The organism is Paraburkholderia sp. DD10, assembly GCF_049177125.1.
Classification (GTDB): domain Bacteria; phylum Pseudomonadota; class Gammaproteobacteria; order Burkholderiales; family Burkholderiaceae; genus Paraburkholderia; species Paraburkholderia terricola.
In genome coordinates this window covers 3,283,497-3,298,987 of record NZ_CP185393.1, presented here as the reverse complement: position 1 = coordinate 3,298,987, position 15,491 = coordinate 3,283,497, and the positions used below count along the sequence as shown (strand labels likewise).

The 15,491-nt window shown below is 63.3% G+C and carries 9 protein-coding genes; 7 read left to right on the top strand and 2 right to left on the bottom strand.

The window, feature by feature from the left end; translation table 11 throughout:
* Window positions 1-55: 55 nt before the first annotated feature.
* The 4 genes from atpG (at window position 56) to ACOCG7_RS30305 (ending at window position 4,938) form a co-directional block, all read left to right on the top strand.
* Window positions 56-940, top strand: coding sequence for a F0F1 ATP synthase subunit gamma (gene atpG, locus ACOCG7_RS30320; protein WP_073427838.1), 885 nt, complete (start codon window positions 56-58; stop codon window positions 938-940).
* Window positions 941-1,047: 107 nt separating this feature from the next.
* Window positions 1,048-2,442: a F0F1 ATP synthase subunit beta gene (gene atpD, locus ACOCG7_RS30315; protein ID WP_073427837.1), complete on the top strand. Its 1,395-nt coding sequence runs from the start codon at window positions 1,048-1,050 to the stop codon at window positions 2,440-2,442.
* 109 nt (window positions 2,443-2,551) lie between these two features.
* Complete coding sequence (locus ACOCG7_RS30310; protein WP_073427836.1) at window positions 2,552-2,977, top strand: F0F1 ATP synthase subunit epsilon; 426 nt, start codon at window positions 2,552-2,554, stop codon at window positions 2,975-2,977.
* A 230-nt stretch (window positions 2,978-3,207) separates the two neighbouring features.
* A complete protein-coding gene (locus ACOCG7_RS30305; protein ID WP_073427835.1) occupies window positions 3,208-4,938 on the top strand; it encodes an AMP-binding protein in 1,731 nt (576 codons plus the stop codon).
* An 802-nt stretch (window positions 4,939-5,740) separates the two neighbouring features.
* On the opposite strand, the gene ACOCG7_RS30300 is transcribed toward ACOCG7_RS30305, so the two are convergent.
* Window positions 5,741-6,538: a transporter substrate-binding domain-containing protein gene (locus ACOCG7_RS30300; protein ID WP_073427834.1), complete on the bottom strand. Its 798-nt coding sequence runs from the start codon at window positions 6,536-6,538 to the stop codon at window positions 5,741-5,743.
* 230 nt (window positions 6,539-6,768) lie between these two features.
* On the opposite strand from ACOCG7_RS30300, the gene hemE reads away from it, so the two are divergent.
* Window positions 6,769-7,869 (top strand): uroporphyrinogen decarboxylase, encoded by a 1,101-nt coding sequence (gene hemE, locus ACOCG7_RS30295; RefSeq protein ID WP_073427930.1) that lies wholly within the window; start codon window positions 6,769-6,771, stop codon window positions 7,867-7,869.
* Window positions 7,870-8,332: 463 nt separating this feature from the next.
* Entirely contained in the window at window positions 8,333-10,576 is a 2,244-nt protein-coding gene (locus tag ACOCG7_RS30290; protein WP_176035752.1) for a primosomal protein N', read from the top strand.
* A gap of 459 nt (window positions 10,577-11,035) precedes the next feature.
* On the opposite strand, the gene ACOCG7_RS30285 is transcribed toward ACOCG7_RS30290, so the two are convergent.
* Window positions 11,036-11,203 (bottom strand): hypothetical protein, encoded by a 168-nt coding sequence (locus ACOCG7_RS30285; protein WP_167363269.1) that lies wholly within the window; start codon window positions 11,201-11,203, stop codon window positions 11,036-11,038.
* A gap of 315 nt (window positions 11,204-11,518) precedes the next feature.
* Between ACOCG7_RS30285 and putA the strand changes: the two genes are divergently transcribed.
* Window positions 11,519-15,457: a trifunctional transcriptional regulator/proline dehydrogenase/L-glutamate gamma-semialdehyde dehydrogenase gene (gene putA, locus ACOCG7_RS30280; RefSeq protein WP_073427833.1), complete on the top strand. Its 3,939-nt coding sequence runs from the start codon at window positions 11,519-11,521 to the stop codon at window positions 15,455-15,457.
* The last annotated feature ends 34 nt before the right edge of the window (window positions 15,458-15,491 follow it).

Here is a 15,491-nt window from a genome sequence, read left to right as displayed (position 1 = left end):
AGCGGCGCGGGCCGCAGGCAACTGAACCCGCGCTGCTTCGATCAAGGAGCAAGCAATGGCTGGAATGAAGGAAATTCGCGGCAAGATCAAGAGCGTGCAGAACACGCGCAAGATCACGAAAGCGATGGAGATGGTGGCCGCATCGAAGATGCGCCGCGCTCAGGAGCGCATGCGCGCTGCTCGCCCGTACGCCGACAAGGTCCGCGATATCGCTGCACACATGAGCCGTGCGAATCCCGAGTATCGTCACCCGTTCATGGTGTCGAACGAGGGCGCGAAGACGGCCGGCATCATCCTCGTCACGACCGACAAGGGTCTGTGCGGCGGCATGAACACCAACGTGCTGCGTGCGTCGCTGCAGAAGTTCAAGGAACTGGAAGGCCAGGGCAAGACAATCGAGGCAACCGCGATTGGCACCAAGGGTCTGGGTTTCCTGAACCGTCTGCGCGCGAAGGTGGTGTCGAATGTCGTGCATCTGGGCGACACGCCGCATCTGGAAAAGCTGATCGGCGCGGTGAAGGTTCAGCTCGACCTGTACTCGGAAGGCAAGGTTTCGGCGGTGTACCTGGCGTACACGCGCTTCGTCAATACGATGAAGCAGGAGCCGGTGATCGAGCAACTGCTGCCGCTGTCGGCAGACCAGTTCGAGCGCAAGGAAGAAGACGGCGCGACGCCGAGCACGCAGTGGGACTACATCTACGAGCCGGATGCGCAGGCCGTGGTGGACGAACTGCTGGTGCGTTATGTCGAAGCGCTGGTCTATCAGGCCGTCGCGGAAAACATGGCATCGGAACAGTCGGCACGAATGGTGGCGATGAAGGCCGCTTCCGATAACGCGAAGACGGTCATCAATGAACTGCAGCTCGTGTACAACAAGAGCCGCCAGGCCGCAATCACGAAAGAACTGTCGGAAATCGTCGGTGGCGCCGCTGCGGTCTGATCGTCAAGACGACAGGCAGGCCAACGCCGTGAGGCGGGCCCAACTGAGCGGCACCCCGAAACTGCGCCTTTGCGCGAGTGAAGAATTGAGTATCTAAAGGAAAAGCGATGAGTACTACTGCTTTGGTAGAAGGCAAGATCGTACAGTGCATCGGCGCGGTGATCGACGTGGAATTCCCGCGTTCGGACATGCCGAAGATTTACGACGCGCTCATTCTCGAAGGTTCGGAACTGACCCTCGAAGTCCAGCAACAGCTGGGCGACGGCGTCGTCCGTACCATCTGTCTGGGTGCATCCGACGGTCTGCGCCGTGGCACGACGGTGAAGAACACCGGCAAGCCGATCAGCGTGCCGGTCGGCAAGCCGACCCTCGGCCGGATCATGGACGTGTTGGGTCGCCCGATCGACGAAGCCGGCCCGATCAATTCGGACGTGGTTCGCGGCATTCACCAGAAGGCTCCGGCGTTCGACGAACTGTCGCCGTCGACGGAACTGCTCGAAACCGGCATCAAGGTTATCGACCTGATCTGCCCGTTCGCGAAGGGCGGCAAGGTGGGTCTGTTCGGCGGCGCCGGCGTGGGCAAGACCGTGAACATGATGGAACTGATCAACAACATCGCGAAGGAACACGGTGGTTACTCCGTGTTCGCCGGCGTTGGCGAGCGTACCCGCGAAGGGAACGACTTCTATCATGAAATGAAGGACTCGAACGTTCTCGACAAGGTCGCGCTGGTGTACGGCCAGATGAACGAGCCGCCGGGCAACCGTCTGCGCGTCGCGCTGACCGGTCTGACGATGGCCGAGCACTTCCGCGACGAAGGCCTCGACGTGCTGTTCTTCGTCGACAACATTTACCGTTTCACGCTGGCAGGCACGGAAGTGTCGGCACTGCTCGGCCGTATGCCGTCGGCAGTGGGCTATCAGCCGACGCTGGCTGAAGAAATGGGTAAGTTGCAAGAGCGTATTACGTCGACCAAGACCGGCTCGATCACGTCCGTTCAGGCCGTGTACGTCCCTGCGGATGACTTGACCGACCCGTCGCCGGCTACGACTTTCGGCCACCTCGACGCAACGGTCGTGTTGTCGCGTGACATCGCATCGCTGGGTATCTATCCGGCTGTGGACCCGCTCGATTCGACCTCGCGTCAGATCGACCCGAACGTGATCGGCGAAGAGCATTACTCGATCACGCGCGGCGTGCAGCAAACGCTGCAGCGCTACAAGGAACTGCGCGACATCATCGCGATTCTGGGCATGGACGAACTCGCGCCGGAAGACAAGCTCGCCGTCGCGCGCGCTCGTAAAATCCAGCGTTTCCTGTCGCAGCCGTTCCACGTTGCGGAAGTGTTCACGGGTTCGCCGGGCAAGTACGTGCCGCTGAAGGAAACGATCCGTGGCTTCAAGATGATCGTCGACGGCGAGTGCGACCACCTGCCGGAACAAGCGTTCTACATGGTCGGCACGATCGACGAAGCCTTCGAAAAGGCCAAGAAGATCCAGTAAAGGTCGGGTGTAACCAAGCGGGCGCCGGCCTCGCGCGTATCGCTGCCTTCGCGGTGGCGCAACGCAAAGCCGGCGCCTCTTACTACGCTCAACCCAGGAGTCGACATTTATGGCAACTATCAAGGTAGACGTCGTCAGCGCGGAAGAGCAGATCTTCTCGGGCCAGGCGAAGTTCGTCGCGCTGCCGGGCGAGGCGGGTGAACTCGGCATCCTGCCGGGCCACACGCCGCTCATCACGCGGATTCGTCCGGGTGCGGTGCGCATCGAAGCTGAAAACGGCGAAGAAGAGTTTGTGTTCGTCGCCGGCGGTATTCTCGAAGTTCAGCCGGGCGCTGTCACGGTTCTCGCCGACACTGCAATTCGCGGCAAGGATCTCGACGAAGCCAAAGCTGAAGATGCACGCAAGCGTGCGGAAGAAGCGCTGCAGAACACGGGCTCGAACCTCGAATACGCTACCGCGCAAGCGGAACTGGCGTACGCAACGGCTCAACTCGCTGCAATCCAGCGCCTGCGTAAGCTGCGCGGTCAGAACTAGGCAATACGTATCAGAGAGAAAGCAGCCTCCTCGGCTGCTTTTTTTTGATCGTCACTTGACGTTTACGGAAAGGTAATCAAAATTGCGCAATAGCATCGATTGATGCTTTGCCGTGCTGGTCCCCGAATGCGCTGCGGGTAAGACTTGATGCCGTATGGAGATGCGCCGGTGGCACAATCGATTTCAAATCCATTTCAATAGGGCGAGCTTTCGCTCACGGAGACAACACCATGGCAACGCATGTGTCAGGCGAGGGCGCACTTATCGAACCCAGAGACGGGTTGTCGTACGTCCGTGGATCGACCGATATTCCGTTGAGCGAGGCGACGATCGGTCAGTTTCTGCGCGACACGGCAGCGCGTTTTCCTGACCGTCCTGCCGTGGTGTTTCGCGAGCAGGGTATTCGCTGGACGTGGAAGGAGTTTGCGGAAGAGGTCGACGTGCTGGCCGCAGGATTGCTTGCGCTCGGCATCGTGAAGGGCGACCGCGTCGGTATCTGGTCACCGAATCGAGTGGAATGGGTGCTCACGCAGTTCGCGACGGCGCGCATCGGCGCCGTACTCGTCAACATCAACCCGGCCTATCGGCTCGCCGAACTCGAATATGCGCTGAACAAGGTCGGCTGCAAGGCGATTATCGCGGCCGAGCGTTTCAAGACGTCGATGTACCTGGAGATGCTGCAGGCGCTCGCCCCGGAGTTGGCCACACACGCGCCGGGCGACCTGCATGCTGCGAGGCTGCCCGATTTGCGCTATGTGATCCGCATGTGCGACACGGAAACGCCGGGCATGCTGAGCTTCTCGGATGTGATCGAGCGGGGCCGCGCGACGCTGGACGTCGCAAGGCTCGATGGAATCGGCGCCACGCTTTCGTGCCACGAGCCGATTAACATCCAGTTCACCAGCGGCACGACGGGTAATCCGAAGGGCGCGACGCTGACGCACAGCAACGTCGTCAACAACGCGCGCTATATCGCGATGGCAATGCGGCTGACCGAGCAGGATAGCCTGTGCATCCCCGTCCCGCTTTATCACTGTTTCGGCATGGTGCTCGCGGTGCTGGCGTGCGTGTCGGTCGGGGCGAACATGGTGTTTCCGGGCGAAGCTTTCGATCCGGCCGCAACGCTGGCCGCCGTCGCGGAAGAAAAGTGCACCGCGCTGCACGGTGTGCCTACCATGTTCATCGCCGAGCTCGATCATCCGAACTTTGCCGATTACGACCTCTCGCATTTACGCACCGGGATCATGGCCGGCTCGCCCTGCCCGATTGAGACGATGAAGAAGGTCGTTTCGAAGATGCATCTGAGCGAAATCACGATCGCCTACGGCATGACGGAAACAAGCCCGGTGTCGTTTCAGAGTTCGACCACCGACCCGCTCGACAAACGCACGACGACCGTTGGCCGCATTCAGCCGCATCTCGAAGTGAAGATCATCGATCCGCTCGGTGCGATCGTGCCGGTTGGCGAGACCGGTGAGCTATGCACTCGCGGCTATTCAGTTATGCAGGGCTACTGGGGGGATGAGGAGAAGACGCGGGAAAGCATCGTGGACGGCTGGATGCATACCGGCGATCTGGCGACGCTCGACGCGGAAGGCTATTGCAACATCGTCGGCCGCCTCAAGGACATGCTGATCCGTGGCGGTGAGAACATCTATCCGCGGGAAATCGAAGAATTTCTGTTCCGTCATCCGAAGATCCAAAGCGTGCAGGTGTTCGGCGTGCCCGATGCGAAATACGGCGAGGAAGTGTGCGCGTGGATCGTATTGCGGTCGGGCGAGCAGGCCACCGCCGAAGAGATCCAGCAGTTCTGCCAAGGCCAGATTGCGCACTACAAGGTGCCGAAGTACATCCGCTTCGTCGACGAACTGCCGATGACGGTGACGGGCAAAGTGCAGAAATTCGTCATGCGGGAGCGCATGATTAGCGAATTGAAGGTGAAGGAAGATAAAACGGCTTGAGGTTCAGCGCGGGCGCAAATCTCGCGTTGTGCTGGATGGACCAGCCGCCGCGCACGCTCGCAAAACAACTCGCAAACGTTTGGCAAGACGAAAAAAAAGCGGGCCTGGAGCCCGCTAAAAACCACACGCTACGGGGTTAGCGCGAGGAGACCAAAGTAGGAACCGACTGAGACGACGACCCGGCGTCGACTACGGCCCCAGCAGGGATGCCCCTTTACAGGGCTTCGGCATACGCCGACCGGCAAGTGCAAAGTATCCGCTCACACCGCGCACCCAGCCACATCCGTGTTGAAACCGTTGAGGGCATTGTGGGCGAATTAACCTTTGAGCGCGGTAACAAATTGTTTCAGGTTGTAACGCCCGCCAGATAAGGCGTTGCGGGACTTATTGCCAAAACGAAACCTTTAAAACGTAAATTTTACCTATGACTCGACGGCAATTTCATACGCCCGATTGATGCTATTCGCGAAGCATATTGCGGCGTAAATTGTTAAGTCGATTCCGCATGAACTCGTTGCACACTCACCTTTTTGCCGCCGATCGCCTTTGTTACAGGTGCTTTTCGAAACCGCCCGAAAATCGTCCCATGTGCGATGGCAACGACATTGCATCGCAGCACCGAACCCAGCCGGCGGGCCGGTGCAGAGGGCCGGTTCGCTGCGAAGACAAGCGTCCGCGCCGTTCTGCGTACGGTTAAGCGCGCTGAGGGCCGTTACACGATTGTGCGACGAACATCGAACCATCAGCGCCTTCTAATCCCGCCTTTTCCGTCGGAATTGAAAGGGCGGCCGAGCGCAAAGCTCTATTTCAGCCACTTATCCGCAATCGTCTGATATTCGCCGGTTGCGCGGGCCAGGTGCAACCACTGATCCACGTACTGCTGGAGCGCGACATCGCCACGCGGCAACAGCCACGCCTTCTCGCCGTACTGGAACGGCTTGTCTGGATGCACCGAGCAAAGGCCTGGATTGAGCTTTTGCTGCAGCAGGGTCTCGGATGCATCTGTCACCATGACGTCCGCCTTGCCCGCGAGAATCTGCTTGAAGATCGTCACGTTGTCCGGATAGACGGTGACGGCCGCGTGCGTGAAATACTGCTTCGCGAAACGCTCGTTCGTGCCACCTGGATTGACGATCACGCGCGTTGCCGGTTGATCGATTTGCGCCACCGTTTGATATTTGCTGACGTCGTCGCACCGAACGATCGGCGTCTTGCCGTCCACCATATACGCCTGCGTGAAGAACGCACGTTTTTGCCGCTCGAGCGTGGGCGAGACCCCGCCGACGCCGATATCGCATTTCGCCACGAAGTCGTTCATCAGGTTCGGCCACGACGTTTTGACGTACTCCACCTTCACGCCGAGCGATTTAGCTAGCGCCTCCGTCATGTCGACGTCGATACCTTCGAACTGGCCATCCGGCTTATAGAAGGAGTACGGCTTGTAGTCGCCGGTCGTGCAGGCGCGCAACGTGCCGCGAGCGAGAATGTCGTCGAGTCGCGAAGCGGCCGCGGCGGGGGCGCTGGTCTGCGCGTTGGCCGCGCCTGCGCAAATCAGAGCGCCGGCCAGAGCGCCGAGCAATGCGATTGCTGCCTTGTTCATTGAGTCTCCTTGGTTGTTTCGTCGTTGTTTGATAAGACCGACGGATGATAGTCAGGCAATTTTCCCTTGAACATCGGCCGTTCGGCCAGGTCATGACGCGGCGGACGATAGGCCCCCAACCGCGGGATAAGCGGCCGCGACCGATCCGGGCGACAGTTATTGCCCGCATCGAGCACGATGCGGCGAGCCGGCTCCGGTAAAATGCCCCTTTGCTCTCAGTCGTACGCAACGTGGCCCATACCCTCCTGAACGACACCTTCCTGCGCGCGCTGCTGCGCCAGCCGACCGACTACACCCCTGTCTGGCTGATGCGGCAAGCCGGTCGCTACCTGCCGGAATACAACGCCACGCGCGGCCGCGCGGGCAGTTTCCTGGCTCTCGCCAAGAACCCGGCGTTCGCGACGGAAGTCACGCTGCAGCCGCTGGAGCGTTATCCGCTCGACGCCGCGATTCTCTTCTCCGACATCCTCACGGTGCCCGACGCAATGGGCCTCGGCCTCGAATTCGTGACCGGCGAAGGGCCGCAATTCGCCCGGCCGGTGCGCACGGAAGCCGACGTGGCGCGCCTCGCGGTGCCGGATATCGACGCCACGTTGCGCTACGTGACCGACGCCGTGCGCGAAATCCGCACCGCGCTCACCGACGCGCAAGGCCGTCAACGCGTGCCGCTGATCGGCTTTTCCGGCAGCCCGTGGACGCTCGCGTGTTACATGGTCGAAGGTAGCGGCTCGGCGGACTTCCGCACCGTCAAGTCGATGCTGTATGCGCGCCCGGACCTGATGCATCGCATTCTCGACATCAACGCAAAATCTGTTGCGGCGTATCTGAATGCGCAGATCGAAGCCGGCGCGCAGGCGGTGATGATTTTCGACACGTGGGGCGGAGCGCTGGCCGACGGTGCGTATCAACGTTTTTCACTGCATTACATCCAGCAAGTGGTGGCCCAGTTGAAGCGCGAGCACGACGGCGAGAAAGTGCCGGTAATCACCTTCACGAAAGGCGGCGGTCTGTGGCTCGACGAAATCGCGGATACCGGCGTGGACGCGGTCGGGCTCGATTGGACCGTCAACCTGCGCAAGGCACGCGAGCGCGTGGGCAGCAAGGTCGCGCTTCAGGGCAATATCGATCCGTCGGTACTGTTCGCGCCGCCGGCTTCGATCCGCATGGAAGCCCGCGCCGTGCTCGACAGTTTCGGCAACCATCCGGGCCACGTTTTCAACCTCGGCCACGGCATCTCGCAGTTCACGCCGCCGGAAAACGTCGCCGAACTCGTGGACGAAGTGCACCGTCATAGCCGTGCAATTCGCAGTGGCGCTCATGCACCAGCATGAAGCCGTAATCGTTGCCATTTTTGTTGCAGCGCAATGAACTGGGCTCTCGATCTAAGGGAAAGTTCGGGGGCAAGAGGCCGTCAGTTGGCGATCTCGCGGTTGTCAAGACTTGACTTATACACATTCGTTGCGCTGCGGCGCGGTAGAAGCTTTCGTCGCCCGGCAGCCCTTGCACATCGCGGGCGCATTTGATCCAAGCCTTATCTGGCAAGGGTTTCGCGGGGCCGCCGCGGAGTGTGCGGAATCCCACAGAAGGCCGCTGCGACGCGGCTTCCAGCCCTTCGAGGCAAAGTTCTCAACAAAGTTATCCACAGCCAGAGAGCCGGGTGCAATTGTTCTGCGGAATCCAAAACTTAGCGGCGAAGTTGAAGCTTTACCTTAACTTCGAAGAGTTCGCTGTCTGCCGAGGCGATCCGACCATGCGGCATTCGGCCGCGTCGCTTCAATCATTCTGCATAGCCGCGTGAGCGAAGTGTTCGTTCGCGTCGCGCTGGATCATCCGCTGCCGACCCTGTTCGACTATCGCTGCGACACACCCGAGGCGGTTGCGCCGGGCGTGCTGGTGAGTGTGCCGTTCGGCAAGCGTCATGTGGTGGGGCTCGTTTGCGAAGTGGCTGCTCACAGCGACGTCCCGCCCGACCGTCTGCGGGATTTGCATGGCGTCTGCACCGCCTGCCCGCCGTTGTCGACGCACTGGCTGGGTTTAGCCGCCTTCGCCGCCGACTATTACCAGCGTGGCCTCGGCGAAGTGGCGCTGCCCGCGCTGCCGCAGGCGCTCCGCGACGCCTCACGCTGGGCGCGCCTGTTCGCGCCCGAGGAACGTTACCGAATGACGCCCGAGGGGCGTCGCGCATTACCCGATGCGTTGCCCGCGCGCGCCAGCGCGCTGAGAAAGTTGGCCCAGGCGCTGGCCGACGCCGAATCCCTGCTTGCTGCGGATGCCCGCGCGCTTCATCCCAAGGCCATCGCCACGCTGGACGCATGGCAAGCGGAAGGCTGGGTCGCGCTGGACATTATCGAAGCCGCCGCGGTGCTTGCGCCGTCTTCCGCCGACGCGCCGGCGCCCCTGCTGCCTACCCTCACCGACGAACAGTCGGCCGCCGTGGACGCGATCCGCGACGCGAACGGTTTTGCGCCCTTCCTGCTGCACGGCGTGACGGGCAGCGGCAAGACCGAGGTGTATCTGCGTGCGCTCGCCGAGATTCTCGCCGCGAAGCCCGACGCGCAGGCGCTCGTCCTCGTGCCCGAAATCAATCTGACGCCGCAGTTCGAGGCGGCTTTCCGTGCGCGCTTCGCCGCCCTGGAAGGCACGTCGATCGTCACGCTGCACAGCGGTCTCGCCGAGGGCGAACGCGCGCGCAACTGGTTCGCCGCGCACACCGGACGCGCGCGCATCGTGCTCGGCACACGGCTGGCGGTGCTCGCGTCGTTGCCGAAGCTCGCGATCATCGTCGTCGACGAGGAGCACGATCCGGCCTACAAGCAACAGGAAGGTTTGCGCTATTCGGCGCGCGATCTGGCGATCTATCGCGCCAAGCAACTCGGTTTGCCGGTCGTGCTCGGTTCGGCCACGCCGTCGCTGGAGAGCTGGTGGCAGGCCGATCAGGGCCGCTACAAGCGTCTCACGTTGTCGCGCCGCGCGGTCGCCGACGCCGTGCTGCCGACCGTCAAACTAATCGATCTGGAAGAAGAGCGCCGCCGCGGGCGGGCCTCGGTGGAGGGATTGTCCGGGCCGCTGGTCGCCGCCCTGAAGGCGCGGCTCGAGCGCGGCGAGCAAAGCCTCGTGTTTCTCAACCGGCGCGGCTATGCGCCGCAACTCGCCTGCGACGCCTGCGGCTGGGTCGCCGGTTGTCCGCGTTGCAGTGCCTACGTCGTGTTGCACAAGCCCGAGCGCGCACTGCGCTGCCATCATTGCGGCTGGGAATCGCGCATTCCGCGCTCGTGTCCGGATTGCGGCAACGTCGACATCGCGCCGATGGGACGCGGCACGCAACGCGTCGAGGAAACGCTGGCGAGCGCGGTCCCCGGCGCCCGTGTGCTGCGTATCGACGCCGACAGCACGCGCCGCAAAGGCAGCGCCCAAGCGCTGTTCTCCGACGTACATGCGGGCGAAGTCGACATCCTCGTCGGCACGCAAATGATCGCGAAGGGTCACGACTTCCAGCGCGTGTCGCTGGTCGGCGTGTTGAACGCCGACACCGCGCTGTTCTCACACGACTTCCGTGCGAGCGAGCGCCTCTTCGCGCAGTTGATGCAGGTGAGCGGCCGCGCTGGCCGCGCCGGTTTGCCCGGCGAGGTGCTGGTGCAAACGCGCTATCCGCGCCATGCGCTGTACCACGCGCTCGGGCGGCATGACTACGTCGGCTTCGCCAATTCCACGCTGGCCGAGCGGCGCGACGCGCACTTGCCGCCGTTCGTCTATCAGGCGTTGCTGCGCGCCGAAGGGCGCACGCTCGAAGCCGCGCTCGCGTTTCTTCAACAGGCCGCCGCGGCGCTCACGGAGATTCCGGCGGCCGAACGCGTGACGGTTTATGACGCCGTGCCGCTCACCATCGTCAAGGTGATGCACGTGCATCGCGCGCAGTTGCTGATCGAAAGCGCATCGCGGGCCGCGTTGCAGGCCACCTTGCGCGCATGGCAGCCGCTGCTGCGCGGAATGAAAGGCGTGTTGCGCTGGAATCTCGAAGTCGACCCGCTCGACATCTGACGCCGGCCGGCCGGCGTCGTCGTCAATATCGCCAGCGGCTGCGCGCGGTCCGCGCACGGGTTCGCACGGTATTGGCATAGCTCGGGACAGGGCTCGCAACGGACGTGGCCGTCCGCCTCGCCAGCACCGCCGACGCACGCGAGGCGGCGTGTGCGCCCCGCTGCGCAAGCTGCCGGTATCGCGCCGAAGATCGATATTCACTCGAGCAGAGCATGCCGGTCTCGCTGTTTCGGGTTCTGGATCGCGCGAGCCTGGAGGACAGGCGGCGTTGCCGTCTGCATGACCAGCCCGGGTCGGCCGGCGACGCGCTCGCCCAGTTCAAGCCGGTCGTCCCAACCGAGGCGCGCACACCCGTTCGCCGCCAAACGCCAACCCGGCGGTGCGTTCCATGCTCGCTTCGCTGTCACTCGGAAGATCGGCGCCGCTATGTCGATCGCGAGTCGCCGGGCGGCTTAGCCCTTAATCGTTCAGCGCGGCCCGCGCGTCGCCCGCCGATGCACGCGAAGCCGGGCGCGTGCGTGCGTTGGAGACCCGCTTGCCCGAGCCGCCCGTCGCGCCGCGAATGAACAGCACCGCGCAAGTCGCGCACATCATCCAGATGCCCAATACCACCAGCCACTTTTCCATTTCCCGAGTCCTCTGAAACCCCGTACTGTTTTTGTGTGCGTGCCGTGAGGCCCGCGTCCGCTGTGTCCTGTATAACGGCACGCGCAGTGACTCTGATAAGGGTAAATGCAAAAAGAAACACGCCAGGGAAAGTACTGAGCGCCACCGCCGTTGCCGCGCGCCGCCCCATCGCGCGGAAACCCCCGCCGTACAGGGCTTTTAAAGAGGTGCAACCATCCATCGAGCAGGGTTGCACCTTTTTTTTGGGAAGCGTAGGATTCGCTCAACTTTTAGTCTTTCGCCAGCGCGATTCGTCTGGTATCCGAAGAAGGAAACATGGCTAGCACCACCCTTGGCGTCAAGGTCGACGACCTCCTGCGTTCCCGGCTGAAAGATGCCGCCACCCGCCTCGAACGCACTCCGCACTGGCTGATCAAGCAGGCGATCTTCGCGTACCTCGAAAAGATCGAGCATGGTCAGCTGCCCCCCGAACTGTCGGGCGCAACCGGTTCGGCCGACCTGGCCGACGGCGTGGCGGTCGAAAACGACGAAGACGGTGCCTCGCACCCGTTCCTCGAATTCGCGCAGAACGTGCAGCCGCAATCAGTGCTGCGCGCGGCGATCACCGCCGCGTACCGCCGTCCCGAGCCGGAGTGCGTGCCCTTCCTGCTCGGTCAGGCGCGCGTGCCGGCCAATCTCGCGGGCGACGTGCAAGCCATGGCCGGCAAGCTCGTCGAGGCGCTGCGCGCCAAAAGCAAGGGCGGCGGCGTCGAAGGGCTGATCCACGAATTCTCGCTGTCGAGCCAGGAAGGCGTGGCGCTGATGTGTCTCGCCGAAGCACTGCTGCGCATTCCCGACCGCGCCACGCGCGACGCGCTGATCCGCGACAAGATCAGCAAGGGCGACTGGAAATCGCACGTCGGCCAGGCGCCGTCGCTGTTCGTCAACGCCGCCACCTGGGGCTTGATGATCACCGGCAAGCTGGTGACGACCAATAGCGAAACGAACCTTTCGTCGGCGCTCACCCGTTTGATCGGCAAGGGCGGCGAGCCGTTGATCCGAAAGGGCGTCGACATGGCGATGCGTCTGATGGGCGAGCAATTCGTCACGGGCGAGAACATTTCCGAGGCGCTCGCCAACAGCCGCAAGTACGAAGCGCGCGGCTTTCGCTACTCGTACGACATGCTCGGCGAAGCCGCCACCACCGAAGCCGACGCGCAGCGCTACTACGCGTCGTACGAACAGGCGATCCACGCGATCGGCAAGGCCGCCGGCGGCCGCGGCATCTACGAAGGCCCGGGCATCTCGATCAAGCTCTCGGCGCTGCACGCACGCTACTCGCGCTCGCAGCAGGAGCGCACGATGAGCGAACTGCTGCCGCGCGTGCGCTCGCTGGCGATCCTCGCGCGCCGCTACGACATCGGCCTGAACATCGACGCCGAAGAAGCCGACCGCCTCGAAATCTCGCTCGATCTGCTTGAGGCGCTGTGCTTCGATCCCGAACTGGCCGGCTGGAACGGCATCGGTTTCGTGGTGCAGGCGTATCAGAAGCGCTGCCCGTTCGTGATCGACTACATCGTCGATCTGGCGCGCCGCAGCCGTCACCGGATCATGGTGCGCCTCGTGAAGGGCGCGTACTGGGACACCGAAATCAAGCGCGCGCAAGTGGACGGCCTCGAAGGCTATCCGGTCTACACGCGCAAGATCTATACGGACGTGTCGTATCTCGCCTGCGCGAAGAAGCTGCTCGGCGCGCCGGACGCGGTTTATCCGCAGTTCGCCACGCACAACGCGCATACGCTTTCGGCGATCTATTACCTCGCGGGCAACAACTACTATCCCGGCCAGTACGAGTTCCAATGCCTGCACGGCATGGGCGAGCCGCTCTACGAGGAAGTCACCGGCCGCGACAAGCTGAACCGTCCGTGCCGCGTGTATGCGCCGGTCGGCACGCACGAAACGCTGCTCGCGTACCTCGTGCGCCGTCTGCTTGAAAACGGCGCGAACACGTCGTTCGTGAACCGCATCGCCGATGAAAACGTCGCGATCAAGGACCTGATCGCCGACCCCGTCGAGGAAGCATCGAAGATCGTGCCGCTCGGCGCGCCGCACGCGAAGATTCCGCTGCCGCGCCACCTGTTCGGTTCGGAGCGGCTCAATTCGATGGGCCTCGATCTGTCGAACGAGCATCGGCTGGCGTCGTTGTCCTCGGCGTTGCTCGCGAGCGCGCATCATCCGTGGCGCGCCGCGCCGATGCTCGACGACAACGAAATCGCCGTGGCTACCCGTGGTGTCGCACGCGACGTGCGCAATCCGGCGGATCACCGCGATCTCGTCGGCACGGTGATCGAAGCAACCTCGGAACACGTGAGCGCGGCCCTGGCGCACGCGGTTGCCGCCGCGCCGATCTGGCAGGCCACGCCGGTCGACGCGCGCGCCGATTGCCTCGCGCGTGCCGCCGACCTGCTCGAAGCGCAGATGCACACGCTGATGGGCCTGGTCGTGCGCGAAGCGGGCAAATCGCTGGCGAACGCGGTGTCGGAAATCCGGGAAGCGATCGACTTCCTGCGCTATTACTCCACGCAGATCCGCAGCGAATTTTCCAACGACACGCACCGTCCGCTCGGTCCTGTCGTCTGTATCAGCCCGTGGAACTTCCCGCTGGCGATTTTCATGGGCCAGGTGGCCGCGGCGCTCGCCGCCGGCAACACGGTGCTCGCGAAACCGGCCGAGCAAACGCCGCTGATCGCCGCGCAAGCCGTGCGCATTCTGCGCGAAGCCGGCGTGCCGACGGGCGCGGTGCAACTGCTGCCGGGCGATGGCGAAACGGTCGGCGCTGCACTGGTCGCCGATCCGCGCACGCGCGCCGTGATGTTCACCGGCTCGACCGAAGTCGCGCGGCTGATCAACAAGACGCTGTCGAATCGCCTCGATCCCGAAGGCAAGCCGATTCCGCTGATCGCCGAAACCGGCGGCCAGAATGCGATGATCGTCGACTCGTCGGCGCTCGCCGAGCAGGTGGTGGCGGACGTGCTGCAATCGTCGTTCGACTCCGCCGGTCAACGGTGTTCCGCGCTACGCGTTCTTTGTCTGCAAGACGACGTCGCGGACCGTACGCTCGAGATGCTGACCGGCGCGATGCGCGAACTGGCCGTGGGCAATCCCGATCGCCTGTCGATCGACGTGGGGCCCGTAATCGACCTCGACGCGAAGCGCGGCATCGACGCGCATATCGCGGCGATGCGCGAGAAAGGCCGCAAGGTCGAGCAACTGCCGATGCCGGAAGGCGGCGCGCAAGGCACTTTCGTGCCGCCGACGCTGATCGAGCTCGACAGCATCGACGAACTCAAGCGCGAAGTGTTCGGCCCGGTGCTGCACGTGGTGCGTTACCGCCGCAGCCAACTGGACAAGCTGCTCGAACAGATCCGCGCGACGGGTTATGGCCTCACGCTCGGCATTCATACGCGCATCGACGAAACCATCGCTCACGTGATCGGCCGTGCGCATGTCGGCAACATCTACGTGAACCGTAACGTGATCGGCGCGGTGGTCGGCGTGCAGCCGTTCGGCGGCGAAGGCTTGTCGGGAACGGGACCGAAGGCGGGCGGCGCGCTGTATTTGCAGCGTTTGCTGGCGACGCGTCCGGCCGGCTTGCCGAAGTCGCTCGCGCAGGCGCTGGTCGCGGATGCACCGAAGGCTGCCGAAAACAGCGACAATCCGTCCGCCGCATTGACCGCGCTGCGCGACTGGCTGATCGACGAACGCGAGCCGCAACTGGCCGCACGCTGCGACGGTTATCTGTCGCATATGCCGGCGGGCGCGACCGCGGTATTGTCGGGGCCCACCGGCGAGCGCAACACCTACACGCTGGGCGCGCGCGGCACGGTGCTGTGTGTCGCGTCGACGGCGAGCGGCGCGCGCGTGCAGTTCGCCGCGGCGCTGGCTACGGGAAATCGCGCCTTGTTCGACGGCGCGGCTGGTGAACAATTGGTGTCGCGGCTGCCCGCGCCGCTCAAGCCGTATGCGAGCGTGAAGAAAAGCGCCGAGACGCCTTTCGACGCCGTGCTGTTCGAAGGCGACAGCGACGAACTGCTGACGCTGGTGAAGGAGGTCGCCAAGCGTCCTGGGCCGATCGTCTCGGTGCAGGGTGTCGCGGCGGGCGCGCTGGAAAGCGGCGACGAGGACTACGCGCTCGAGCGTCTGTTGACGGAACGCTCGGTCAGCGTGAATACGGCGGCAGCCGGCGGTAATGCGAATTTGATGACGATCGGCTGAGCGAACCTCGTCGATTCCCTCAATAAAACGGAAG

Excerpts from the sequence above, each read along its gene's own strand:
- atpG (WP_073427838.1), top strand. The coding sequence starts at position 56 with ATGGCTGGAATGAAGGAAATTCGCGGCAAGATCAAGAGCGTGCAGAAC.
- atpD (WP_073427837.1), top strand. The coding sequence starts at position 1,048 with ATGAGTACTACTGCTTTGGTAGAAGGCAAGATCGTACAGTGCATCGGC.
- ACOCG7_RS30310 (WP_073427836.1), top strand. The coding sequence starts at position 2,552 with ATGGCAACTATCAAGGTAGACGTCGTCAGCGCGGAAGAGCAGATCTTC.
- ACOCG7_RS30305 (WP_073427835.1), top strand. The coding sequence starts at position 3,208 with ATGGCAACGCATGTGTCAGGCGAGGGCGCACTTATCGAACCCAGAGAC.
- ACOCG7_RS30300 (WP_073427834.1), bottom strand. The coding sequence starts at position 6,538 with ATGAACAAGGCAGCAATCGCATTGCTCGGCGCTCTGGCCGGCGCTCTG.
- ACOCG7_RS30285 (WP_167363269.1), bottom strand. The coding sequence starts at position 11,203 with ATGGAAAAGTGGCTGGTGGTATTGGGCATCTGGATGATGTGCGCGACT.
- putA (WP_073427833.1), top strand. The coding sequence starts at position 11,519 with ATGGCTAGCACCACCCTTGGCGTCAAGGTCGACGACCTCCTGCGTTCC.